This is a genomic window from Pseudescherichia sp., assembly GCF_032052675.1.
Classification (GTDB): Bacteria; Pseudomonadota; Gammaproteobacteria; order Enterobacterales; family Enterobacteriaceae; genus Pseudescherichia.
In genome coordinates this window covers 48119-71673 of record NZ_DAMBWA010000015.1, presented here as the reverse complement: position 1 = coordinate 71673, position 23555 = coordinate 48119, and the positions used below count along the sequence as shown (strand labels likewise).

Here is a 23555-nt window from a genome sequence, read left to right as displayed (position 1 = left end):
GATCAAATCTGGCGCTTATCCAGACTGCTCTGGATCGCCTCTATCTCTCGCTTCAGATTACCGCCGTCATAGACCATCGAGGTATCATATTTTTCATACTTTGCCTCGCGTGTCGCACTAAACCAGTTAAACGATCCGACGCACAGCAGGCCATCATCACCGATAACGATCTTACTGTGCACACGATCCACCAGCCGGGTAGCGATGCCAACGGCCTCCAGCTGCTCTAACGCCGCCGTCAGGTTCTGCTTCTTCTCCTGGCGTTTCGCATAGTCCTTGTCAGAGGTGTTGTAGCTCTTATCCGTGACCACGGTGATGTCAATGCCTCGCGCGCGGGCCTGGAGCATCGACGCTAAAAAGCCCGTCTCCTCTAGCTTCTGCCAGGTCAGCCACGGCGAGACAATGGTGATCTGCTTCGCGGTCTTCTCCAGCGTCTGGTTGAGGAAGCTATCGTGCTGCTCAACGCCGTGCAGGGTGTAGACCCGCGTCTCCCTGGTCTCTAAATCTTTGCGCTTCTTGTAGGCAAAATAGAGGGCATTGTTCTCATCGGCAAACAGGTACTTTTTCAGCAGCCCACGCGGGGATGAAGCAGGCTGGATCTCAAACAGATCCATATCACCAAACACCAGGAAACTGTCCTTCGCCCGGGAGACCGCCACGTTCAGCATGCTGCTGTCGCTATCGATAAACCCGCCGTCCTCATGCTTGGAGTAGACCGGGGAGAAGATCACGATAGGCCGTTCAGCCCCCTGCAGGGAGTGCACCGTGCCGACGGTCAGGGTATTTTCACCGCTGCCAGCGGAGAGTCCGTGATTACCCAGCGCCTGTTTAATGGTGGAGACCTGAGCGCTGAACGGCGTCACGATCCCCACCACCTGTTGGATAGGCTTACCGTAGTGGCTCTCGATGCGCTCCCGGTTATCCATCAGCCAGGCGGCGAGCGTATCGGCCTCCAGCATGTTGTAGCGGCTACCACTGCTGGCCAGCTCGCCTTTGCCATCGATGTGCAGATAACCCATCGCTGGAAGCAGCGTGGAGCTTTTGTCTTCCCTTTTGGGCTGGAGCTTGCCGTGATAGCAGAGCGCGTTGCAGTAGCCGATGATGTCGTCGAAGCAGCGACGATGCTCATACAGATACATCCCGCGCTCCAGCTCAGGATCGTACTGATAGCGCGAGGCCAGCTGGGCGATCCTCATCACGCTGCCAGACGCGGCGCTTTTACCTGCTTCAGCAATGGCGGCATAGGAGCCAGCTATCTCATCCTGGGTATCGCCCGGCAGCAGCTTCTCCGCCAGCATATTGCCCACGTCGATCGCCGGCAAAATACTCCAGATAGGCGGGATCTGTTTGGTATCGCCAATCACCAGCGCCTTCTTCGCTAAAGCAAATGATGCAGCAGCTACCTCCGGCAGCACCTGCCCCGCCTCATCGACGATCAGCAGATCCACGAAGTTGTAGAGATAGTTCGCCTCCCAACCCTTCTGCCCTTTGTGCTCCGATACCTTCATATGGCCAGGCAGCATATAGCAGGTCATCACCACGCAGGGGGTCAACTTCATCCTGCGCTGCCAGCGCGGTTTAACGGTGCCCGCCCCGGTCTTGCGCTTCTCTGCTACCGGATCGCTAATTTTAGCCATATCCATCAGCCAGCGGCCTTCCCAGTAGTGGGTCGTCAGCAGGAACGTCGGGAAGCGGATCTGCGTATCCGCCAGCTCATCGGCCTGTGCCAAACTCAACTCATCATCGCCGGTATAGCCCAGCTCGCGGATGCGATCCCGCCACGCCTGTGCCGCCCTGCTCTCCTGTAGTACGGCTTCCTGAGCCGTAGCGATCTGCTGCTGGTACTGGCTACGCGCGCTTTCTGCGGCATCGAGCAGCGTCTTGATGGTGCTATCGATCGCTTCCGGGCTGGCCCACTCGCTCCCCTCCATAGGCCGCTCCAGCTTAGGCTCAAGATGTTGCTTGATCATATAGAACCGCTTGCTGCGGATGGACGGGATCCATGAGAACAGGGAGTAGAGCAGCGACTCTTTAGCGCGATAGTCATGCCATGCCGCTCTGGCACTGGTGAGCGTTTCAATCTCACGCGCCTGCCCGGTAAGCAGCTGCGTCTTATCGGCGAGATACTGTTCGATGTCATCGGCAATTGCCGCTCTCTGCTCCCGGGCCTGGCTCAACGTCAGCCACGCGGTCTTTAGCGCCTCAAGCTTATTTAGCTGCGCCTGAAGCTGGCCGTGGAGCAGCTCGACAACGGCTTCTGGAGAGGTGCACGCTTCATCGGGGAAGGCGGCCTGCGCTTTGCTAAGATAGAACGCCTGCGCATCCTCAACGTACTCTTTGGACTCTACGCGGTTGAAGAAGTCTTCGGTTTGATACTTTTTGGCGGCCTCGGCGCTTCTGCTGCGTGACGGGAAATAGGCCCCGAAGCTGTTAACCTCCGGCAGCCACCGCCCCGCCATCGGCCCGGTTCCGGTGGCAAAGTCCTTCCCGAAGGCCTCGATGATATTGGTGACCGCCTGATTGTTGGTGGATGTCGCCACGATCACCGGCGGCTCGTCCTGCTCCAGCGCGGCCCTCGCCCATTGGGTAGCGATGATGGAGAGTAGCAGCGTAGTTTTGCCCGTGCCCGGAGGCCCGTTAACCGCCAGGATGTCGCCATCCCTGCTATCCAGAAAATGACTCAACGCATCGCGCTGGGCCTCCGCCAGCGGGAACCTGTCCCCAGAGTGGCCCAGCCGCTCGCTGAACTTCGCGCCTGGAGCCAGCAGCGGCTCGGTCGGAACGTTCTCCAGCGAGGCAAAGCGCTCAAAGAGCGGTACATCTTTTTTGCTGACCAGCAGGTGATCGTAGAGACCAAGGATATGGAAGCTGGCTCCGCCGGGCTGGGTCTTTTTAACCAGATAGCCATAGTCGGCGAGTTCGTACTGCTTTTGGTCATCCAGCGAGGAGCCGGCAACGGCTTTCAGCAGATCTTCTGCATCATCCTGGTAGCATTTCCATTTTTGCCGGTAGCCTTCGTGACGCTTCGCCCGTTCTTCATCGGTTTCAGTATCCGCGTCGAACTCATCGACGCTGGCAGAGACCGAGGGATGAGTGGTTTTGTATCGGTCGTAGCGGGAGATTTCGCCGATAGAGAACGACCCTTTGGGCAGCGGCTCAAGCAGATCGCGGGGAATTGAAGTTGCAGGAGTGGGGAACAAAAATCCTTCGCGGTTCACGACTGCCGAGGTCACTAGCGGAGTGATCACCTCCGGTGCGCCAGCCGTGCGTTCCTTACCATGCTGTAGCAGCCGGAAGTAGACGTGAGGCCGCAGCACGACATCTACCGTTTTGACATCATCCCGCTCGCCTGCAAAGAGTGCAGTGACCATCTCCTCGCTCAGACGTCCTGAATCCCTGTCGATCCACTGAGTAAAACCGCTAACGTCCTTACGCTCAAACGTTCCCTTGCCGAACTCCGCATCCGCCAGCGAGTTGCGCCAGTATGCGGCGAACCCTGAAGTGTTACTGTCCATCGCCTGTCCTGTTGCTGCATGCAAATTATTGGTTTCGCTGTTATAAAACAGCCGATGGATAAACATTGTCCACTTTAGGGAGGAGAGTGCAATGGGTGGGGGGAGGTTTTTGCGGGGCAAGGGCTGCTAAAAATGCAACGAATCGCTTAACCCATACTCTTTTTAATGATTTAGAGTCATGACATAGTTCAGCGGAGAAATGGTCATGGCAGACATAAGCGATGCAGAAGATATAGCAGGCAGGATAGTTAACATTATTGACTCACCTAATACAATTAAAGGAATGATTAACGGCGCACTGACAGTTCCTCTCGATTTTGGATATCTGGCGCTAGGCTATTTAGATACAGATTCAAGATACGACCACCAAACCCAACGGATTCGTATGTTTGCGGCGATACGTCATGACATCTTGAACTACGATCATATCGTTGATGCTATTCAAATAACATTCAAAGAATTCAATAAATACTTATCTAAAGAAAAACAAGATAATACGTATCGAGGTGTTGTCTCTGCAATTACCGGAAGAATATTAGCAACGCAAATTGCTATAACAACCGCAGCAGCCATAATTGAACGAACATCGTTTATCGCGGCGGCAGAGAGTAAAGGTATAATAGGGAAAGTAGCTTTCACTCTTCTTATTGGTGGGATGAGTGAGCGCTCAATTAGAAAATCTGAAACCCTTCTATCTGAAGATCCAGAAATTTACTCACTACTACGTCCACATGATTACGACCTTACCTACTTCCTTTTTGAGCCAGTGGTAAAGCCATTTGTTGATGCTATTCATATTGGTGTAACTCGGGGTAAACCTGTCTTCGACGAGATAATATCAGTGCTGGGAAAGAAACTTCATGTTTTGCGTTAAAAACTTGACGACTTTGGTCAAAGCTGCCACAGACATCTTTATATATACGCTAACGAACATTTGGGATGTTATTGAGTCACCTTTATTTATTTTAGGCATAGTACTCTGCGTTATGCTTTTCGAACCCTGGTCCATGAAGTTTGTTTACATAGGAATATGGATCATCACATTCTACTTCACATCTAAATTCATACGTAAATTAGAAAATTGTAGAAAGAAAAACATTTACTAGAGGAAATCATATATCAAACCCAGCATATTTATGGTTAACGGATGAAAACGGCTCCCCCATTATCGGAAGCTGCTCTGTACTTGGTCGAGAAGGTTCTATAGAGATAAAATCGCTTACTCATCACATGAGTATTCCAACGGACAGTAGTACAGGCAGACTTACAGCAACTCGCGTCCATACCCCTATAGTTTTTCAGAAAGAATTTGATCGTATAACCCCTTTTCTTTACCGTGCAATCAGCTTAGGAGTCACGCTAAAATCGGCGGAGTTAAAGATGTATCGTATCCTGGATGCAGGCATAGAAACTGAATACTTCAATATACTTATGGAGAACGTGAAGATAACAGGCATTACTCCTAACCTTCATCCCGGATCAATGACGGGAACTCATCTGGAAAATATCGAGATGAGGTACGAGTCAATTGAGTGGAAGTATGTCGATGGGAATATTGTTTTTAAGGATAGCTGGAACAATCGTTGTGTGGCATAAATTACAAGAAAGACCATAAAAAGCAATATTGCTTGATGCGTATATTCTTATTTTATTATTAAATTTTTTAGTACCTCTGGCTTAAGCGGTGGATCCTGCCGATGCAGTATTGCATGGCAGTTGGGGCATACAGGAATGAGATCGGTTTTAGGGTCAACCTGGTAGTTCTCTTTTATCTCTGACAAAGGAATAAGGTGATGTACATGAATGAAGCCCTTCGCAATTTCACCGTACACCTTGGTCATGTCGATACCGCATACTTTGCACTGATAACCATGCCACTCCAGAGCAGCTTGGCGAGCCTTGCGGTCACGTTCGTAGCGGTTGACGGTTACCTGAACGGCTGCTCCTTCGACATAGGTAGCTTCTCGCTTGATCTCATCAGGGAAGAGGTTTGATGTGATGGGTTCGCTTTTATGGACGATCTGAAAGCCTTGATCGGTGAGGAGCCTGACGCACTTGGATTTTATCCCACCGGTGAAGTCTGCTGGGGTGAAAGTAAGGCCGGTGAGTGCAGAGGCAGCGAGGCCGACAATGGCTTTCGGTGGGTAACGGCGGTCATTGATGATGGCGTCGTAGTCACGGGAGTCAGCGAAGGGGTGATCAATTCCTGCATCGTAGGCTTGGGCTGCGGCGAGGATGGCTTCGCGGGATAGGCTGTTAGGGAGTTTGTTCATGGGTGCACCTTTTGAACAATTATTACGTGCGAAGGCCAGACTCGCATTTTACACTTAATAGACTGATATCAATGTAGTTTATAAGCAGAAATAAATGGTTATACCCGCACTTGTACCCACAAGTTAAAATCCGTACAAAAAATAGACATTGCAAGTGGGTATAAAGCCATACCAGTAGAACACCGGTATGGCCATCAAAGCAATATCAGGCAGGCAGGAAAGTTTTCTTCAAAGGCACCAAAAGTTTGGTTTCGATATCAACCTGCTCATAGTTTTCAATGAGTGCTCTGACAAGGTCGTCTAGCGTCCAGAGCGTCAAGGGTATCGTCGAGCGATCGGCTTCATATCGAGCATCTTTTGTAAAGCCGCCGGTACTGACATAAAGCCCGCGATCGTCTTTATGGCGACCGCCAATAAAGCTGCGGATCTGCTGGCTTCCCATTTGTTCTCTACGATGTTTTACCTCAACGACGATACGTGGATTCTCAAATCCAAATCCATCAGGTGAAGCAATGATATCCTTCCCACGATCTGGACCCACAGGAGACACCTGTGTTTTATATCCCATGCTGCGTAAAACACCTGCAACCAGGTACTCCATCTCCTTCGGATCGAGCCCATTAACTCGATCTTTAATACCTTCACGCGCCAGCGACTCCACATCGCGAAGCGGATCAGAAACGACCTCATCTTCATCTGTAGCTGTTGGATTATGAGTAATAGCGTCTACAGTGGGCTTCTTATCCTGCAAAAGCTCCTCTAGAGCATATTCTGGAAGCTGGAAGACCGTCAGCGTAGAACCCAATGTGTTTTTGGTAGCAACAGACAGTCGATCGCGGTCGATTTCTTGAGTATTCCATTTAACCTGCCGAGCGATCCCCATTCCCTCTTCCGCCCATTCAGGATGATACTGGAAATCAGATGTAATTCTGCCCAGAAGATAAGTACGGTTGGCCGGCGAATAGGTAATAACCCAATCACCCTTTTGAATTTCGTTCACAAAACGCCAGACCTGCGATGCACCAGAACGGGCTGTTCCCAGCTTCGTTAAAGGGTCGGCTTCTTGGTATAAAGCGAGCAACTGGGATCGTGACAGACCGGGTTTGACTAATGGGGCCAGCTGAGACCAACCGATGCCTACAATTTGCTTATCGCGAAAATCGTCATAGAGCTTGCCACCATCGCCGCGGATCATCCACATTCTGTTGCCCATACCCGTCCCTTCATAAGGAAAAGAAATAAAGCCGGATCATAATCTTGTTCGCCGCATGCGTCAAAACCCTCTACAACGACGGCCCAACATTCTTGGATCGTGTTTCGCGATGATATGGTCAGTTAAAATTACAGCTTCTATTTACATGATATTTCGTCCATATAGGCAAAAGCACCGGCCCGCATCAGTTGGTGTTTTTATAATGAGTAAATCCGGCTGGCATGTGAATCAGGGAGGCTGCCCCCAATATTCAACGTGTTGAGTTAATACGATTTCTTTTCAATAAGCCAGTTGTCTGTCGCGCCCTCAAAATATCGACTGCCCGTAGATACGGGGACTGTTCTTTTCAGTCAAATCCCCTGCGATCAATACGAGTCAGCTCGTACTTCTCCACCAGAAAATTAACGGCATCGGCCAAAGATATACTGGCATCTATATGTTCCTGAATTACCGTTTCATCACTGAATAGTGTGCTGGTGAGTATCAGGCCATAATATTGTTCCAGCAGGCGTGCAAGCAGCATTTATCAGACTGCCATGGGCGACAGACATAGCGTCACCGCCTACGGAGTTGTTGCAGGTAGAGTTTTCATATGTGCTCTTGTGAAAGTAGTTAACGTTAGTGGGGTAAACGGCGATGTATACGTAGCCGCAACTGCCAAGTATATCGGCTTCGCAGGTGAAACCGTTGTGGTACAGGGTGACACAGTGGGCATAGCGAGGATCTATTTCACCAGTGGCCAATATCAATTCCATCTGACTGATAAAATGCGATAATACTTCATCAAACTTCAAATATTCAGCTTTAATGAATTTACCAATAATGCTGGCCCGGTCAGCCAGATAGTGCAGCCGGTTGCCCTTCTGTAATGGCGGAGTATTCTGTCTCACGCTAGATTTCAGTAAAAAGATGCCAGATAAAATACTGGCGAAAATAGACAGTAAAATAACAATCAAAATTAAATAATCTATATCATGGTAACCATACTCTATTGAAATACTGGAGGGCACTCCACTGTTAAAAATAAGCGCGACAATAATGGGGGGGGGGATTTATGAGAACAAAGATGAACACTATAGCCCTTTAAAAATAATAGATGTTGATTATGTTAGTCCTGTTAATGGGTAGATATTCATCGACCATGTGATGCATTACAGTTGCATTTCAGGATGTTCAACCTGAGCATGGAGCTCTTTCCATTCTGGGCAATATTTCTTTATGAGTAACCAGAATGTTTTGTTGTGATTTTTCTCAACGGTATGGCACAGCTCATGGATAATGATGTAATCCATTACGCGATTTGAAAACTCCATACAACGGGGATGGAATTCAAGTACGTTATTTTCCGTGCAGTTTGCCCATCGCGCATCAAAGTGCTTAATTCTCCACGTCGTTGCGGTTAGGCCTGTTTCTCGTTGCCAGTGAAGGATCCTCGCATGCAGCTTCTCTTTTGCTTTCTGCCTGTAAAAACCGTCCAGTGCAGGTTTAAAAAGACGACGGCTTACAAAATGGCCCTCGGGTGAAAACACCTTGAATCGACTTTGGTTGAACGTAATGTTGGGTACAGTGAGCTCAGGCGAAGAAATGACTTCACAATAGAACGTCTTACCCCGGTAAGGTAAGCGACTACCGGTTACGATCTCATCTTTCAATGGCCGGTTGACCTCAGCCAAACGTTGCTTGATCCATCGGGCGCGATAGCGTATCAACTCTTGCTGTTCCTGCAACGACACATCCGGTCCTCGAAGGAGTACCTTATGGCCACGTTCCACGGTCACGTAGTGATGAGCGAGCCTTGAGTCGACCCTGAACTCCCACTCGATAGCTGTGGTGCCGTATTGAAAAATGGGCATTGTTAATGACTCGACTGTCAGTTGTTCAGCATTATCTGGAATATCTCATTGGTGTGCTGGCGCGCAACGGTCATGTCCCACCCCCCCAGACCGCGTAAAATTGTACGTATCGTTTTCTTGATCTCATTGTGGATGTCACTTTGTTTCTTCCAGATAGGAGAGCGCATGACAGCTGCAATATCTGGATGATTGAATAATCCTTTCGTCCACGCCAAGGCTTCTGCTTCAGCAACCTGTTTTATCAGATAATTGAACGTTGCCCGCTCAGTTGCGGTACTCAGCCCCATTTCGCTGGGCTTCGCATCTTTGTCTCTGACACGCTGTGCGAACAATTCCAGCTGTTCCAGAAACAAAGCCTGTTCGATCCGACCTTCCCGCTCTTCTTGTATCAGTCTTGCGAGCTCTTCTTCAAGATCGCCGAAGAACGCCGGATCTTTGCCTTTACCGGTTCTGATCGTGTGTTTAAGTTTATTCTTCATAACCAGCGCTGCACTACCTTTGCTTTTTTGCTTACGCAGAAGATCCATATCGGCAGCATCAAGGATAGAAACTTCGCGTCCCAGCAGGCTTTTGACTTCACTTGATTCAATATGTTCGTCCAGCATTCCCTTGAGCAGCTCTGATTCTGAAGCAGTGATGCGTACCTTATCCGCACTGTCCGGCATTTTATTCAGCAACTGCAGTTTAATTTCATTGAATATCTTAAAATAAGGTTTAAACGGGGCCGCGCGCTCATCGGGTAATACAATATCTAAACGACCATTAAACTCCGCAAGAGCAACGAGGAAATCTTCCACGATATCAAGCCGTACGTCCGGATCTAAATACAGGTCGGCATCTTCTTTATAGGGCTCCGGGTGCTTAAGCAGGTTGTGTTTTTTCGGCAGAATATCTTCTACTTTGCTCAGCGCGGCTTTAAGTTTTGGCAGTTCTGATTCTACATCGGTCCAGACTTGTTCAGGCAGAACATCCCCACCATAAATTTTGAGCGCTTCATCCAAGTATTCGACAACTCCGTAGTAATCGACGATATAACCTGCCTTTTTCCCCTTGCGGGTACGGTTCACACGGGCAATAGCCTGAAGTAAGGTATGTTCTTTCAGCGGCTTATCAAGATAGAGGGTACTGACAATCGGCGCATCCCAGCCAGTGAGCAGCATATCGGAAACGATGATCAAACCAATGTTATTGCTCCTAGCTTGTCCATCAGGTTTGTTCTCTGCTTCGTGACCATAAGGCAGTTTGAATTCGGTGTTGACCAGTGTGGGAATATCATCGCTCAGAACGGCAACCGGAGTTTTTCCTTCTTTAGCTTCGCGCTTTACTCGCTCTTCTATCGTTTCCAGAATCCTCTGTGCACCAGTGGCACTGTGGGCTTTCTGCTCGCTTGCTCCAGTACGGTTATCCGTCATACTCCCCAGAGAAATAACGACCTTACTGTCGAATGTGGGTAAATTTTGTGCCTGGCGTTCTGCCATCAGACCATCAATAACATCTTTGTAGCGAACCGCCATATCCCGGCCATCACAGACAAGTATCGCCTTAAATTTTCGAGGTTTTACGCTGGTAAGAAAGTGCTCAATCAAATGCTTCGCGTTCTGTTCAATGCGACTGATGGCCCCCCGGCGCTTTTTCAGCAGCTGTTGCTTCAGTTTTTTCTTGCGTGCCAGAGGTTCCTGACCAAACTCAGTTTCAAACGCTTCTTTCAGATTGCCATCACTGGCCCATTCGGCCATACCTTCCTGGTATTTGATGGGTAACGTTGCACCATCTGCCACCGCTTCATCAAGGCGATAAATATCGATGTATTCTTTGCCGCCAAATTCGCCAAGGGTGTTTTTGTCTTCTTTGAACAGAGGCGTACCTGTAAAGGCGATGAACTTCGCATTGGGGAGTGATGCGCGCATAAAGGCCGCGAGAAAACCGTATTGGCTACGATGTGCTTCATCAACCATAACAAAGAAGTTTGCTTTAGTACTGAGAACCCGGAAATCCACTTTTTCTTCGCTGACTTTTTGCCATTTTGCTTTCAGGGGCTCGCCACTGGCGTTATTCAGACCAAAGTTAAGATTGTTTTCTTTGACTATCCAGCATTCATCCTTACCGTTTTCCAGACGTTTTAAGACACGTCTGACGCGGCTCTTTGAGGACTGCTCTTCATCCGTATCCTCACTATTTTCAGAGTCTTTTGCCGCCTGGATCTGTTTACCATCGCTTTCCTGAAACTTCTGAACCGTAGAGGTGAAGATCGCGCCGTAATCATTGCTTAACATTGCCTCAAGGCCAGCGACTGAATCAGCTTTTGACGCCCTGAGCCCCACGTTGGTAAGGGTGTTGTGGATCTGACGGTCCAGATCGGTGCGATCCGTTAATACCAGAATGCTAGGATTTTCAAAATTGGATATTTCTGCGCGCATCAAACGCGCCAATAGTGCCATGGTCAGCGATTTCCCGCTTCCCTGGGTATGCCAGATCACGCCTCCCTGTGTTTTACCCGGCAAGGCTGGATCATTCCCCTGCAGACGGAGCAAGGATTTCTCAACGGCCCGCCACTGTTGATAGCGAGGCAGTTTTTTGATCATTTGACCATCTTCGACTTCAAACAGAGGATAGAAGCAAACAAAACGAACAAAGCGAGAAGGTTCGAATAATGCCCACAGCAAAGTGTCCTGGGCTGTGGGCTCTTTACCTAGTAACGCTTTAATTTCATTGAGAATGACGTGCTCATCAGGCCTTTTAGGATCAAATTTCCACTTAAGGTAAAACTGCTCTGGAGCATAAAGCGCACCGTATTTTGCCTGGCTGCGATTGATTGCCCCACACACCATGTTAAATGCGAAATGATGCGGGAATGAATTCTGGTAACCGTCAATCTGTGCGATGCCCTTGCTCAGTTTGACGTTGCTGGCTTTACATTCGATCAATGCAAGCGGTATCCCGTTAATGAACAGCAAAAGGTCTGGTTTAAAAGGTGCAGCATTACTATTTTTACCAACATACTGATTGACAACGTGGAAACGGTTATGGGCCGCACCGGACTGGTCAATAAATCGGACGCTACGCTTGCGCCCCTCTTTATCTTTTTCTTGCAGGTTGGACTGAAACAGCACGTTTTCCCAGAACGCATGGTTTGCCAGCATCAAATCGCTGTTATTTTCAAACCAGATATCACGCAGTTGTTTCATTGCTCGGGAAGCAGCACCGGAAACTTCTGCCAGCCAGGGATTGAGTGCATGCAACCTTTCGAGGAGGACTTCTTCCAGAATCAAGGGCTCGGTCCGCACCGTTTGTTCAACCTGACATCCCTTGATGTGGGTATAGCCGAGCTTCTTTAGCAACTCAATTGCTGGACGCTCAACGCCATCCAATTCCGGGAAAGATGTTGCAGTCTTACCTGACATAGCCGTTTCCTTCATTCATGTTGTGTAAAAGATGCCCGGAAAAGGGCATCTTCTCATTACGCAGCTTCTGCTTCGTCACAATCCAACGGTATCCGCCATTCTCCTGTGAGTAACTTTTGCATCAGACCTTTTTTTAGAATCTGAGTTTCGGATTTTTGTTGTTCAAGTAACCGAATTTTACTATCAACTGTGCTGCAAATTCCCATAATTTCTTTTTGTTCATTTACAGGTGGCAGTGGGATATCAAAGCTACGAATCTGCTGGAAATTTAATCCCTCTCGGTTACCACCAGCTTGTAAATTCCATATTTGCTTCTGGCCAAAATGTGAGTTCAAAAATATACTAACAAACTCTGGTAATAAAGAAGACGTCGTGCGAATTATGCAGACATGCTGGTTAACATTTCCTTCTAAAAAATCATCAGGCAAAACAGCACATCGGCCAATGGATGCGCCGGTAATATTTAGCAATACATCTCGTGGTTGTAATTGAGAGCCTTTCATCTTTTCATGTTGCGTTTCTGTGATGAAAGCAACATCATCTAACTTCAATTTTCCAAATAATATATTTTGACTTCTTAATAGAGGGATGCCGTGGTTAACATATGCTTTACTTCCCCCTTTAGGGGTTACACCGCTACCAACCTTGGTTGCATGCTCGCCAAGTTTAGCAATATGCCAAGATTTTGGGTTTTTCCCACATGATGATTTTTTTAATTCAGTATGTGGATGCCATTTACCATTTTCATCTTGAACCCCCACTCCTTCAGAGAATAACTTTTGCAATAGAGCTTTTTTAAGATTTTGCGTCTCAATGATTTTTCTGTCAATAAGCTCAATTTTTTTATCTACTATCGATAAAAAATTTGCTATTTCTGTTTGTTCGTCAACAGGAGGACATGCAATCACATAATTGGCAATAAAATCTTTCCCAACGCGTTTTTGCCCAGCAGTTCCTGTCATATTCATCTCACCTTTTTTTCTAAAGTCCTCAGTGGTGGTGATATAATGAATAAATGATGCACAACCTTTCATTGGTTTAGCTCTTAGCACATGAAATTCAGTGCTTCCAAAGCCTATTCCATTTTTAAGGCCTTTAACGAGAGCTCCTTTACCATTTTCGAAACAAGGTGTTATCTTCGCAACTAAAATGTCATTATTATAAAATGACGTGAATCCCTTCTTAACTTCACCATAGGACTTATCGGTAGTATTACTAAGATGAGAGTCAACGGTAACGTCAGCCATTCCAATGAAGCTGATCTTAGTAAAATCATTAGAAAGTTTGATCGGCTTAGGGTTAATTTCTGCGATATCAGAAAGCGGAATGTGTTTCCAGTCAGTGGGAATCTCCCCGATCGGAGAAGATTGAAATGATTTTTCAATAAATATTTTTTTCATATTATATCTCCCTAAGAACTGAAAGATATGTAGCAAGTTCTTTATTGACTTTATCGAGTTCCGAATCAATAAAAGATAACCTATCCCATGTCTTTGATATGTTTATTTTTATTTCGTCTTTTGATGTGTCAATATATCTACTAATATTTAGATTGTAATTGTTTTTAATGATCTCTGCCATTTCGACGATACGTAAAAATTTATCAACTTCAACTTTTTTCAGTATTTCATTCAATGACTCTTCAGTGTTCTCACCGGCATCAATCATCGTCTGCTTGGCTTTATTTAACTCGAAAACAATGCGTTTGATATCTCTTTCTCGAAGGTGGTTCATATTTTTACCATCTTCATAGTCAGATGAGGCGTCAATAAAGATCACTTTATCCTTAAGCGCAGCAGGTTTAGCTTTGTTAATCAGAACAATCGCAGCTGAAATTCCAGTGTTAAAGAACAATGCGGGAGGCAGACCAATAACGGCTTCAATTAAATCCCCCTTAAAGTCATCTTTACCCACTAGAAGGCCCTGACGGATTTTACCTTCTTCCCCTTCACGGAAAAGCACACCGTGCGGGACGACCACGCCAATACGACCATCTTCACGAGTGGATGTGATCATATGTTGCACAAAGGCAAGGTCAGCCTTCGTCCGGGGCGCTACACCTAATCCGAAGCGACCAAAAGGATCCTTAAGTTCGGTAGCGTATTTTGGTGCGATTTCGGTTTCTTTGCCGTTCTTATCGACTTTAGTTTCTTTGTTAAGTTCCAGCGGTTCCCACCACTCTTTGCTGGAAAACGGTGGATTAGCAATGACGCGATCAAATGGCATTACGCCATTGTTGCTGTCAAGATGCTGTGGATTGACCAGCGTATCTCCACGCCTGATATCACCATCCAGGTTGTGCAGGAACATATTCAATTTGGCGATAGCCCAGGTTCCAAGGTTCTTTTCCTGACCGTAGAGCTTACAGTTGGGTTTACCCATTACGACGCCATCATCAGGATAGGTATCCCGAATGTAGTTTGCGGCTTCGACCAGCATGCCGCCACAGCCACAGGTTGGATCATAGATCTCGTGGCCAGGTTTAGGGTCAATCAGTTTTACAATCAGCTCTACCACACCATGTGGAGTGTAGAACTCTCCGCCTTTTTTACCCGCATCGTCAGCAAACATACCGATCAGGTATTCATAGGCATCGCCCAACAAATCGGCTTTATAAAGGTTTTTATTGCCCAGTTTATGACGATTAAAGTGGCGTAATAAACGCATCAGCAGTTCGTTGCTAAGTTTGTCTTTGTCACCAAACTGAATGGCAGTCAGTACCTTCTCGAGTGACGGATTCTGACGTTCTATTTCTGCAAAGGCTTCGTCGATGCTTTCGCCTACGTTTTCAGTTTTCTTAACAAGATTCGACCAACGTGCTTGTTCGGGAACAAACTGCTCAGGGTTATCTTCTTTGATAAGTGCCATCGCCAACGCTTCTGAACATTTTTCATCTTTCATGATGGCAGCAATACGCTCATCAAAGACATCAGAGAGGCGTTTGAGAAAGATCAGGCCAAAAATGTAGTTTTTGAAGTCACTGCTGTCGACAGTACCACGCATGATGTTGGCACTGCCCCATAGCCAGCTTTTCAGTTCGTCGAGAGAAATTTTTTCAGGTGCGGTTTCGGTTGTCATAAGGATCTCTTAGCTGTCCACTTCTCGCCAAGTCACTGACATATGACGAAGAGCAAAAATTTGGCGAGGATTATAACGCAACTGAACGTTAAAGGTGGCTATCGTTGTCGCTGATTTTGCCTGCTCTGTCACTTCACGATCATTTTACCTACTGCCCTATGTTTTGTTGCACATCACTAACTCCTGAAGGTATAGCCCTATTCACTCTCACGCTAAACCCGCGCCAGCCCACATCTTTGCCCTTGGGCAAAACGTTGGTAACACCAAAAGACATTGACCCCATCATCAGATTAATAATCACGTCATCGTGCATATTCTTGAGCCTAGCCAGATTCCAGCAACTGTGGGTATCGCTGCTGTAGAGCACATCCAGCTATTGACCAATTCTCTCCAAAAAGCTAGCAAGAAATCATATATGAGTAGATAGAGACGGCGTCATTTTGCAATCCCTTGCATCAATGACTGCATCGTTACTAGCATAAGAAGATTATGGTGGCTAGCACATCGCTTCAGCATTCAGTCGAGGTTGACGGACTGGACATGTCCCATCCTGTTAGATTGTATCTTGCGGGAATGACACAAAACTACAATCTAACCTACTAATTATCATCAGATATATGAGCTGATGAATAATAAGTCTAGCCTACTATGTCCTTTAGAATATATTCTCATTTCCCCCATTATCCGTTTCCCAAAATCAAACGGACTAACCCCCTTCACCCGATTCGCATCCAGATAGTCAGCCCACCACTGCAGCATCAGTCTACGCTCCCCAAGATGTTCCGCCTTATGGATATAAGCCGCACACAGAGCTACGCTCCTGATGACTCGCCTGCCGCTCCACCGCATCCCTCGACCACAATCCTGACTCAATCAGAGAACTACAAGCTATCGGCCTGAAACCATGCCCACATACTTCCGTTTTTGTATCATAGCCCATCACCCGTAGAGCCTTTTTAACCGTATTTTCACTCATCGGCTTACGCGAATCGTGATCGCCTACGAAAATCAGCTCTCAATTCCCATTCATGCTTTTAATCTGTTCCAAAATGGCTAGAGCCTACCGCGACAAGGGAACAAGATGTGAAGTACGGATCTTCGAACCACGCTGAGAATGCTTAACACCTTCCAACAGCTCACGCTCATCCGCCAATGACACTTCAGGGTATTTCCCCAGCGCCAGCATTTCCTCTTTACCGCCAAAGCAATAACAAAGCCGCCAGTATTTAGAACCGTTCGGGTGAACCAGCAAAACCGTGTCTTCATCGTCAGTAAGTTTATAGGTTTTTGCTTCAGGATTAGCCGAACAAACCTTCACATCACTCAGAGCCATGATGAGTATCCTTTCAAGGGTTCTGTGTGGGTACAAACATTATCGAACCGGGATATACCCGCAGTTGTACCCGCATCAGTAAGTTGATGTAGATTGAATCAGGTTGACTTAGGTTGACTTAGGTTGATTGAAAAAGCGAGGAAAGCCTTATATAACGTGAATTCCAGGCACAAAAAAAGCCACCCTTAGGTAGCTCACTTTTGCATCACTTGGTGCCGAAGGCCGGACTCGAACCGGCACGTATTTCTACGGTCGTTCGCTTGTCTTGCAAGCTCCTGTAATGCTTTGAATCAACTGCAAAAACAGGAAAAGACTTCGACATTTCACACTATACAAAATCAAGTGCAAAAGCCCTGACAAAATAGCTGGGGTTTGCATGATTTACAAGAGAGATCGTTACTTAGTTTTAGATCCTTGCGGAAACTATCTGGTGAGGATAGCCATACCAAAGTACATGCGTCACCTGTTCGGAGGACGGCACAGTTACGTGAAGAGCACAGGCACACGCGATGTGCGCGAAGCCCGTCTCTTTCGTGATGCGGTGGCCCTGGAATGGATCAAGATACGTAGCCAGCTAAAGCCTGAGCGTGATCGCGGCTCGAAGGTGGAGCAAATCCTGAATGAGCTACGCCGGATCGGGACGTATGCACATGAAGCACCAGAACCACTAAGCACCCCTGTAATGAGTTGCCCTTCCCTTTTGAGGATGCTGGATCAGTACATTCTCCAGTTCAGCGAGAAGCGCAAGCTCACCACCCTTTCAAAGACGAACAAGGCCGTCGAGGTGCTCTTAGAACATCTGAAAAAACGTGATGTTCAGCTTCGTGACATTAACCGAACCACCGTTACAGGCTGGCTTGATAAGCTCAAGACGGAGAAAGCACCACAGACCATACAAAACTACGTCAGCGCACTGGCTCAAATCTGGGATCTGGCTCGTAACCGCTACCACGATGCACCGCAAGAAAACATCTGGCGGGGGCATTCGCTGGAGGCCAAAGGTAGCAAGGTGAGCTACGAAATTTTTGAGCCTGGCGAATTGGCGAAAGTGTTCGTAGCGATGGCAGATGATGAAGAGATGCAGAATGTAACGCTGATCGGCATGTACAGCGGTATGCGCCTTAATGAAATCTGTTCACTACGTGCAGCCAACATCCGAGAGATTGAAGGGGTGTTATGTTTCGAAGTGACGGAGGGGAAGACCAAATCAGCAGCCCGTATCATTCCGGTGCATAGCTTGATCACTCCGTTGGTATTGTCGCTGCGTGAGAAGCCCCACAACGGCTTTTTATTCTATCGGGCGTCAATGATTGACCGGGCAGACGGAAAGCGCTCTACGTGGCATTCACAGCGTTTTACGAGGGCTAAACGTAAGGCTTTGGGGGAAGTAGGATCAGAGAGAAAAGTATATCACTCGCTGCGTCACCAGGCCGCGCAAATTTTGGATAGGGGCGGCATAGGTAAGAAGTTAAAACCTGTACCAGAAGACCGCGTGGCGCTACTTTTGGGCCATGAGCGTGGCAGTACAGAGAGTTTTAAGACGTACTCCAAAAATGCCGCCTCTCCCATTGAGCTACGGCAATACATCGAGTTATTACGCTATCCAGAGATAGAGAACCTGTTGACTATCTAAATTAGCTAATTTATATTATTTATCTAAATTTGATAAATGAGATAAGAGATGACCGAAGCACAGATCTACGAAAACATTAAACAGGCAATCAGCAGCGCACCGCGCAAAGGTCAGACAGTGGAAATGCACCTCCAGATGATCAAATACGCTGATGACCTTACAAACGTAACGGCTAAAGAGTTCTGTGAGGGTGTCGGGCTGAAAGCCAGTTTTGGCACTGAGTTCAGTAAAATGAGGAATCTCACTGAACGCCTGAAAGCCGCTGGACTCGATACCAAAAAGCTATGAGCAACAAAAAGGGGCGCAAGCCCCTTATTTTTTAAACTCCGTCGTGACAGTGTCAGATTCAGTTTTCTTAGGTGCATTATTTACCACCTTCTGTTTCACCGTTCCTCCAACGTTCTTGTTGGCTTTAGTTTTAGTGGCAATCACATTTACCGTAGCGGTGCTGACAAGCCTGAGCTGTTCAAATTCAAGATCAAATTGCATAGCAAATTCAGACTTATAATCGTATGAGATACCAGAGAGAATGACATTCTCATACACTTTGTGCTCGGTCACTAATGTGATGGGCTGGCGACTGTCAAACATCTGGTCAAGGTATTCGATAGCCTGGGAAATACGAGTACCATTAACGCCAGCACTGTATAGTAAATCCTTCTCCAGCCTTACCGGAGTTTCGGAAATAATACCAGATAGCTTGAATGTGTTATTCTTGAGCTGAACGTGATCGCTCACCTCTGCTCCGTTCTCAACGGGATAGCTTGTAATGTCTGCCTGTCTGCGTATCCCGGTATCCGTCACTGCATCGAACACTATCGCCTGATAGTTTTGGATGTAGCTATCAGAGGCTGAATTATAAACAGATGCAAGAATGGTGAAGCCGTTTTCACCTTTGGTGCGGGTAGCACTACTGTTATTACTGTTCTGAGTTGAATTGATTCGGGAAGAATCGCCCCCGATTGTTAAACTTCCAGGTGTTGCCATTTAATTTTATTCCTTACGGAGAGGGGCAATTAGCCCCCCGCCCCTTGTCCAGATGAAACAGCCAGCACCAGACGCTGATTGTTTTCAGTGATGCGTTGATCAACTACAGCATTAAGCATGTTACCGAACGTGGGATCAGCCGATATAGTGAGATTGATTAGCCCTTCCGGTAGTTGGTTTTGCAATACCACAGGCTGCATGATCGGTGTATTGGTTGGCTTAGCTGGGGCTGCTGCACTCTGTTTCAACATGGAGACAGGAGAGTAATCTTCGTTAACGCTCTGTGTGTAGCTGCTCACATCTTTAGCATCTGATGTGCTGCCATTCCACCATTCACGCACTGAATCAAACACAGTAGGCTCATGTACAGGAGGCTCAGATTTAGCTTTGGGCTTAGGTTGGGTGTCATCTTCGGCATTAGCCACAGAATCACTTCCCGGCTTTGGAGATGCTGGCGTTGTACCGTTCCACCATTCACGCACTGAATCAAACACATTATGCTCATGTTGTGTGCCATCAGCTTTAGGCTGGCTGGCTCCGTAAGCGTTAGCGACTGCGTTATCATCAGGTTTTGCAGGTAGAGAAGTCGTGCCGTAATGCTGGCTCACCGCTTCTTTAGTGGTGTTGTCACCGTTCAGGAGGTTTAGCTTACCTGTGATCCAGTTGGTTAGCTTCATCAGACCGTCCACCACATCACCGGCTGCTTTCCCTAAGCCAACAAAGAAGGGTAACGCCTCCTGCATAGCTTCTTTAAATTCTCGCATGGTGTCAGGGTCAATCTCTGACAGGAATCCTTCGAAGAAGGCCAGCTTCTGGCTATCATTGAGAATATCTAGTTCCTGATTAAACCTACGATATTGAACAAGCTGGTTCTGCTGCTCCTGCGATAACCACTGACCATTACGCTTAAGCACATCCACCTGATCAGTTAGTGCCTTACCACCATTCGAGAAAGCACCATGCAAAAGACCGAGATCATCGGCTAAATCCTCAAGGTTATGGAGGATTTGCTCTTGAGAATACCCTTTACCCTGCATGGTGTTGGTGTAAGCAGAGACGAAGGAGAACGGGTTTGATTGAAAGCCTTTTAGGTCATCTTTAGTGAATCCCATGTTCAGGGCTGTATCTACAGCAGCGTTCCCGCCTTTCCATTGTCCAGACTTTTTATCAAAGGTGCTGTTGGTGTAGCTATCTGCCAGCTTTTCGGAAATGTCTTTCGCCTGGTCGAGTCCTTTCCTCTGCCCTTGCGTTCCCATCAGGGAGTCGATCCCGTTAGCCGTGGCATACTGAGAGATTGCCTGCAAAACGTTATAATCCACCCCGCCCAGTTTTGCACGGGCGACGATTTCGCTGCGCTCTTCCTGTGCCGTTACCGCATTCCTCGACCATGAATAAGCACCGTAAGCCGCCGCTCCCACACCAGCGCCAGCAAGCGCACCAGTGCCTAACCCCATCAGAGAGCCAGAGATAGCACCTGTAGCCTTAGATCCACTTACAGGAGGCGTAGCGCCTCGCTTAGCTGCTTCCCTACGTGAAGCATCGAGCCTGCGATAACCCTGCTGTAAGCGCTTAATCTCGCTGTTCTGGCGTTGCAGGGAGATATTACCCGCTGCATAGGCTTTGGTGATACGTGACGCTGCAAGCGCGGCCTGTGTTAGCTCAACATTGGTAAGATGTTGCATGCTGCGAAAACTGCTGGCAGTGTCGAGAAGTTTTAACTCCGCACGTTCACGGCGCTGTGCGTTTCTTGTGGCGTTTCTTGTGGCCTCTTTCGCTGCCTGAGCCTCTACACGGGCTTGCGCCTTAGCTGCCCTTGCCTTTTCCCGTTCATCGCTATTACGTGGCTTAGAGGCTTTCTTATTCAGCTTATCTAATTCTCTTTCAGCAGACTTTAGCCCCTGGCTGAATCTCTTCATGTTCAAAGTAGGATCTTTTATCCCTTTCGCTTTCTTCTGAATTTGATCGAAAGCATCCATAGCTTCCTTCATTGAATTACGGTCAACACTAAATGTCACCGTGTTATTAATTTTTGAAGTGTTAATTTCAAGCATTATTCACCGCCTTTCTTGCTCACCAAGTAGTTGAGTGCATCAGACACACTACGCCCACGGTGCAATAACTGCCGGAGGTGTCCGTGATCTATTTCAAGCACACGACACACCCCCGCCAGATTTAACAATTCTTCTGCTGTTTCAGCATTTACGGCGAGGTGAAGCCCCGCGCTTTTTACAATCACTTGCATCTATCTTTCCTCTTATTCTGGAAATAAAAAAGGGCGGGAACACTGGGGAGATTTGCGCTCTCATAGTTCCCAACGTTCACACGCCCTATTCAAAGCCTGATTATTTCCAGCGGGTCAGGCTCCCGCTTGCCTATTATTCTGAGGCTTTAATGTGAACGGAGAAGTTCAGGCCGTGGTTAACTGGCAGTGCTGAGTTCTCAGAAATCACGTTAATTGCGTTGCCACGGTCGCTTTCGAAGCTCCAGCTATACACTTCCGCAGGTGCTGCATTAAGAAGTTCAAAGGTGCTGCTGGCTGCGCCGTAAATGTTGGTGTAAATACCACTTCCTTTAGCGAATTGCGGGATAGCGATAGCGTCAGAATTACCCATTTGTGCAAGTAACAGCGGATCAGTTACTTTGAGCACATCCACGTTGGTTCCAGGAATGCTAAAAGTGCTCACGCCTGGCAGGAGGTCACGACGCTGGAATACTACGTTTCCTTCGTCCAGTGGGCTGACATAGCGGAAAGCCGCTTCCATTGCAGGGCTGAAACGCAGATCGCTATAAAATGAGCCTTTAGCAAATAAGATGATTCGCTCCACTGCCGCCGCCTGGCTTTGTGCCGCTTCGGTAATCTGGCTCACCATGTCGTCAATCGCACGTAGAGCACTGCTATCTGTAGCTGACAGATCAAGAGTGGCATTCATCGGGGCTACGCCGAACAGGTCGCCAAAGTCGATTAACAGATCGTCTGTCTTAGGCGTATACACCTGACCAGAGAACAGGCTACGAGCAAGATAGCTTTCACGAGTGCGCATAAACGCTACAGCGTGTTTATTCATGTAATCACTGTAAATGTCCGTCACTGTTTCTTGAATGTCGCTTCCAGGCTTACGTTTGCCCTGAATGTCTGCCGGAGTGATCACGTCTTCGCGTAGGAAATACGGAAGCTCAATAAGCCATTCTTTACCGCTCTGACGTGCTGTTACGTTATGCTCATTTGAGAAACGCGCCGTAGGCTGGTTAAACAGGCTGGTGTTATCTTCCAGCAGACGGGACACACTAACTTTATGAGATGTAACTCCGTCGCCATCAAAAATGTTTAGTGACGATAGTAAAAAATTGCGGGTACTGGTTAGCCCGAATAGTGGACTAAGATCCACAACTTCATTTCCAATAATCATTATTTATCTTCCTTGCTTAAGAGGTGAAAAATTCACGAGTGGCGAAGCCTTGCGCCTGTAATGCGCTGATCGCTGCTGCGTGGTTAGCTGCGTTGAGATTGTCGCTCTTGAGGGCAACGTATGATCCAACGTTGGGAGCGCGTAGGACGTTCACAGGCTTATTGCTGCCAGCTTTAACGAGGTCGGACACGACGACATAAGCCACATTCCCAGATGTATAGAGAGCGCCGGATTCGCCTATAACATCGCCGCACTGCACATCAGCAGGAAGAGAAGCAAACACTTTACTGTCTACTGCTGCAAAATTGTCGGTCGCAGCACTCACAATGTCTGTGTAGCTTTTACGAACCGGAAAGACTTCTGATAGATCAATAATCATTGTTTGGTTGATTCCTTTTTTACTTTATTGGCGATCTGTTCCTGAATACTTAATTTATTTGGAGTGGTGTTTTCAGAAGGGAAATAACGCTCTACAGCTTTTTCAATTTCTTCTACAGTGCATCCTGCCATTTCAGCCACTTTAGCTATTAATTCAGGGTTACACAGAATCACTTCATCTTTGTATTTTAGGATTCGGTCGCGATTGTTTAATAGAAACATTGCCGTTTCCTTCGCGTTGGTCTGTGCATTAATAACGAAAGCGTTACACACAGATTGTTAAAAAGGGGCGATTAAGCCCCTGGAGAGAATGCTCCTTGCTAGAGAAAGCATTGTTAACGTCATTTAAGGAAGAATGAAGTTAAGAATGGCTTCTTGCAGAATAAATTCAAAATAATGAGGGCGCAACTGTTACGAATAACAGAAGTAGGATCGCCCATCATTGCGCCTCATTTAAAAGCGTGTTGCAGCGCCCTGGAATAAA

Annotated in this window: 17 protein-coding genes and 3 pseudogenes; 4 read left to right on the top strand and 16 right to left on the bottom strand. The window is 47.4% G+C overall.

Annotated elements, in window-relative coordinates; genetic code table 11:
* Positions 1-2 precede the first annotated feature (2 nt).
* A complete protein-coding gene (locus RTX96_RS17720) occupies positions 3-3515 on the bottom strand; it encodes an AAA domain-containing protein (RefSeq protein WP_312671687.1) in 3513 nt (1170 codons plus the stop codon).
* A gap of 214 nt (positions 3516-3729) precedes the next feature.
* On the opposite strand from RTX96_RS17720, the gene RTX96_RS17715 reads away from it, so the two are divergent.
* Together RTX96_RS17715 and RTX96_RS17710 are read left to right on the top strand one after the other, a co-directional pair.
* A complete protein-coding gene (locus tag RTX96_RS17715) occupies positions 3730-4389 on the top strand; it encodes a hypothetical protein (protein WP_312671711.1) in 660 nt (219 codons plus the stop codon).
* 242 nt (positions 4390-4631) lie between these two features.
* On the top strand, positions 4632-5111 hold the full coding sequence (locus RTX96_RS17710) for a type VI secretion system tube protein TssD (protein ID WP_312671710.1): 480 nt from the start codon (positions 4632-4634) through the stop codon (positions 5109-5111).
* Between the two features lie 47 nt (positions 5112-5158).
* Here the strand turns inward: RTX96_RS17710 and RTX96_RS17705 are convergent, their stop codons facing one another.
* The 9 genes and pseudogenes from RTX96_RS17705 to RTX96_RS17665 form a co-directional block, all read right to left on the bottom strand.
* The gene (locus RTX96_RS17705) at positions 5159-5788 is read right to left on the bottom strand and encodes an HNH endonuclease (RefSeq protein WP_312671686.1); all 630 of its coding nucleotides are present in this window, start codon (positions 5786-5788) and stop codon (positions 5159-5161) included.
* A 205-nt stretch (positions 5789-5993) separates the two neighbouring features.
* Positions 5994-7001, bottom strand: coding sequence for a restriction endonuclease (locus RTX96_RS17700; RefSeq protein ID WP_312671685.1), 1008 nt, complete (start codon positions 6999-7001; stop codon positions 5994-5996).
* 250 nt (positions 7002-7251) lie between these two features.
* Positions 7252-7524, bottom strand: a pseudogene (locus RTX96_RS17695) (TA system toxin CbtA family protein); the annotation flags it as partial.
* Positions 7525-7621: 97 nt separating this feature from the next.
* Positions 7622-7924 (bottom strand): annotated as a pseudogene (locus tag RTX96_RS17690) (type IV toxin-antitoxin system YeeU family antitoxin); the annotation flags it as partial.
* Positions 7925-8152: 228 nt separating this feature from the next.
* Positions 8153-8854, bottom strand: coding sequence for a SprT family zinc-dependent metalloprotease (locus RTX96_RS17685; protein WP_312671684.1), 702 nt, complete (start codon positions 8852-8854; stop codon positions 8153-8155).
* Between the two features lie 17 nt (positions 8855-8871).
* Positions 8872-12255, bottom strand: coding sequence for a type I restriction endonuclease (locus RTX96_RS17680; RefSeq protein WP_312671683.1), 3384 nt, complete (start codon positions 12253-12255; stop codon positions 8872-8874).
* 56 nt (positions 12256-12311) lie between these two features.
* On the bottom strand, positions 12312-13655 hold the full coding sequence (locus RTX96_RS17675; RefSeq protein ID WP_312671682.1) for a restriction endonuclease subunit S: 1344 nt from the start codon (positions 13653-13655) through the stop codon (positions 12312-12314).
* A gap of 1 nt (position 13656) precedes the next feature.
* Complete coding sequence (locus tag RTX96_RS17670; protein ID WP_312671681.1) at positions 13657-15333, bottom strand: class I SAM-dependent DNA methyltransferase; 1677 nt, start codon at positions 15331-15333, stop codon at positions 13657-13659.
* Positions 15334-15942: 609 nt separating this feature from the next.
* Positions 15943-16666, bottom strand: a pseudogene (locus tag RTX96_RS17665) (tyrosine-type recombinase/integrase).
* 376 nt (positions 16667-17042) lie between these two features.
* Here RTX96_RS17665 and RTX96_RS17660 point away from each other — a divergent pair.
* Both RTX96_RS17660 and RTX96_RS17655 read left to right on the top strand, forming a co-directional pair.
* Positions 17043-18299, top strand: coding sequence for a tyrosine-type recombinase/integrase (locus tag RTX96_RS17660; RefSeq protein ID WP_312671680.1), 1257 nt, complete (start codon positions 17043-17045; stop codon positions 18297-18299).
* A 48-nt stretch (positions 18300-18347) separates the two neighbouring features.
* Positions 18348-18587, top strand: coding sequence for a hypothetical protein (locus RTX96_RS17655; protein WP_050858643.1), 240 nt, complete (start codon positions 18348-18350; stop codon positions 18585-18587).
* Positions 18588-18611: 24 nt separating this feature from the next.
* Here RTX96_RS17655 and RTX96_RS17650 read toward each other — a convergent pair whose 3' ends face one another.
* From RTX96_RS17650 to RTX96_RS17625, 6 genes are all read right to left on the bottom strand, one after another.
* On the bottom strand, positions 18612-19286 hold the full coding sequence (locus RTX96_RS17650) for a phage baseplate protein (RefSeq protein ID WP_312671679.1): 675 nt from the start codon (positions 19284-19286) through the stop codon (positions 18612-18614).
* Between the two features lie 29 nt (positions 19287-19315).
* On the bottom strand, positions 19316-21337 hold the full coding sequence (locus tag RTX96_RS17645) for a hypothetical protein (protein WP_312671678.1): 2022 nt from the start codon (positions 21335-21337) through the stop codon (positions 19316-19318).
* Positions 21337-21528 carry a hypothetical protein gene (locus RTX96_RS17640; RefSeq protein WP_143993159.1) on the bottom strand — a complete coding sequence of 64 codons (192 nt, stop codon included), beginning with the start codon at positions 21526-21528 and terminating at the stop codon, positions 21337-21339. Before RTX96_RS17640 ends, RTX96_RS17645 begins: the two co-directional genes overlap by 1 nt.
* A 133-nt stretch (positions 21529-21661) precedes the next feature.
* The gene (locus tag RTX96_RS17635; protein WP_312671677.1) at positions 21662-22693 is read right to left on the bottom strand and encodes a major capsid protein; all 1032 of its coding nucleotides are present in this window, start codon (positions 22691-22693) and stop codon (positions 21662-21664) included.
* Positions 22694-22709: 16 nt separating this feature from the next.
* Positions 22710-23072 (bottom strand): hypothetical protein, encoded by a 363-nt coding sequence (locus RTX96_RS17630; protein ID WP_312671676.1) that lies wholly within the window; start codon positions 23070-23072, stop codon positions 22710-22712.
* Complete coding sequence (locus RTX96_RS17625; RefSeq protein ID WP_312671675.1) at positions 23069-23293, bottom strand: hypothetical protein; 225 nt, start codon at positions 23291-23293, stop codon at positions 23069-23071. The genes RTX96_RS17630 and RTX96_RS17625 overlap by 4 nt, the downstream gene beginning before the upstream one ends.
* Positions 23294-23555: the final 262 nt, after the last annotated feature.